Origin of the sequence: Sphingopyxis sp. (genome assembly GCF_035565275.1) — a bacterium.
In the GTDB taxonomy this organism is placed as follows: Bacteria; Pseudomonadota; Alphaproteobacteria; order Sphingomonadales; family Sphingomonadaceae; genus Sphingopyxis.
The window spans coordinates 1-2,456 of sequence record NZ_DATMST010000043.1; the positions used below are offsets into that span (position 1 = coordinate 1).

Below are 2,456 nucleotides of genomic sequence, written 5' to 3' on the forward strand. Positions count from 1 at the left end.
CCGCTCGGCGCGATCTTGCGGCGGTTGGCGAGGATGTTCGCCGCCATCGGCTCGCGGAAGCGGATACGGCGGATGGCGCCGTCGCCGCCGTGCCACTGGCCGGCGCCGCCCGAGCCCTTGCGGATCGCAAACTGCTCGACGATCACGGGGAAGCGCGTTTCCATGACCTCGGGGTCGGTCATGCGGCTGTTGGTCATGTGCGTCTGGATCACGCTGGTGCCGTCGAAGCCGGGACCGGCGCCCGAGCCGCCGGCGATCGTTTCGTAATATTGGTAGGCTTCGTTGCCGAAGGTGAAATTGTTCATCGTCCCCTGCGCGGGGGCCATCGCGCCGAACGCCGCGAACAGCGCGTCGGTGATGACTTGGCTTGTCTCGACATTGCCCGCGACGACCGCCGCGGGATAGCGCGGGCTGAGCATCGAATCGCCGGGAACGACGAGCGTCACCGGGGCGAGGCAACCCTCGTTCATCGGGATCGGGTCGTCGAGCATCGTGCGCAGCACATAGAGCACCGCGGCGCGGACGACGGGCGTCGGCGCGTTGAAATTGTCGGGCAGCGTTGCCGACGAGCCGGTGAAGTCGATGGTGACGGCGCGCGCGGTGCGGTCGACCCTGACGGCGACGACCACCTCGGCGCCATTGTCCATCGCGTAGCGGAATTGGCCGTCGCCCAAGCCCGCGATGAGCTGGCGGACCGCGGTTTCGGCCTGCCGCTGGCCGTGCGCCATATAGGCAGCGACGGTTTTTGCGCCGTGCGCGGCCGAGAGGTCGGCGAGCGCGCTCGCGCCGCGCTGGCAGGCGGCGACCTGCGCCTTGAGGTCGGCGATATTGAGAGCGGGATTGCGCGCGGGCCAGTCGCCCGCGATGAGGTGGGCGTGGATATCGGTGTCGAGGAAGCGGCCGTCATCGACGATCAGGACATTGTCGAAGAGGATGCCCTCGTCGGCGATGCTCTTGCTGTCGGGCGGCATCGAGCCGGGGGCAATGCCGCCGAGGTCGGCGTGGTGGCCGCGCGCGGCGACAAAGAAGTCCGGCGTATCGCTCCCCTCATCTTCTTTGGCGACAAAAACCGGCATGATGACGGTGATGTCGGGGAGGTGCGTGCCGCCGTCGTAGGGGGCGTTGAGCGCATAGGCGTCGCCGCGCCGGATGCCGCGGTCGTCGTTGGTCCGCTGGCGCAGGATCGTGCGGACGCTTTCGCCCATCGAGCCGAGGTGGACGGGCATATGCGGCGCGTTGGCGACGAGGCGGCCGTCGCCGTCGAAGATCGCGCAGGAGAAGTCGAGCCGCTCGCGGATGTTGATCGACGAGGCGCTGTGCTGGAGCGCGCCGCCCATTTCCTCGGCGATCGCCATGAACAGGCTGTTGAAGATTTCGAGACGGACAGGGTCGGGATGCGTGAGGTCGTCGGTTGCGGCGGCGTGCGTTTCGGCCGCGCGGGTGCGGGCGAGCAGCAAGGTGCCCTCGCTCTGGACCTCGGCGCGCCAGCCGGGTTCGACGATGGTCGTCGACAGCGGATCGATGATGATCGCGGGGCCGGCGATCGTGCGGCCGCGGGCGAGGGCACTGCGCTGGTGGAGCGGGACGTCGTGCGCCGCGCCGGCGAGCCATGCGCTGACCGTTTCGGGTTCAGCCCCGGCCGATGCGGCGGGCGGCGATATGATCGCGGGGGCGCCTCCGGCCTCGGTCAGTTCGACGCGGATGCGGTCGACGACGAGATCGGCGTGCGGGGCGTAGCCGAAGCGCTGGCGGAAGGCGGCGGCGAAGGCCTGCCTGATATCGGCGGGCGTCGCGAGCGGCAGTTCGATCGCATTGTCGCTGTCGGCGAGGCGGACGAAGAGCAGGGTTTCGCGCGAGGTTCCGGCCCCGGGCGCGAGGTCGGCGCGCGCCTGTTCGCCGAGTTCGGTTTCGGCCGCAGCGAGGATCGCGGCGCAATCGTCGTCGAGTGTCAGCGCCAGCGTGCGTTCGCGGATCGCAGAGGGCTTCGCGAGGCCCATGCCATAGGCCGACAATACGCCCGCGAGCGGGTGGAGCAATATCTCGTCGGTGCCGAGCGCGTCGGCGACAAGGCAGACATGCTGGCCCGCGGCGCCGCCGAACCCCACGAGGCTGTAGTCCTGCGTCACATCATGGCCGCGCGCGATCGTGATGCGCTTGATCGCGTTCGCCATCTGCTGGACCGCGATCGCGAGCAGGCCTTCGGCGAGGGCTTCGGGCGTGATGGTGCCGACCTCGGCGGCCATTGCGGCGAATTTTTCGACCACGACCGCGCGGTCGAGGGGCTGGTCGCCGTTCGGACCGAAAAGCCTGGGGAAATGATCGGGCTGGATCTTGCCGAGCAGGACGTTGCAGTCGGTGACGGTGAGCGGCCCGCCGCGACCATAGGCGGCGGGGCCGGGATTCGCGCCCGCGCTTTCGGGGCCGACGAGCAGGCGCGCGCCATCCCAGCGGCAGAT

1 protein-coding gene is annotated in these 2,456 nt (G+C 69.5%); it reads right to left on the reverse strand.

Going from position 1 to position 2,456, the window contains the following annotated elements; genetic code table 11:
* Window positions 1–2,456 (reverse strand): hydantoinase B/oxoprolinase family protein (locus VN047_RS02955; protein ID WP_325539864.1); only part of this gene is annotated, 2,456 nt, incomplete at both ends.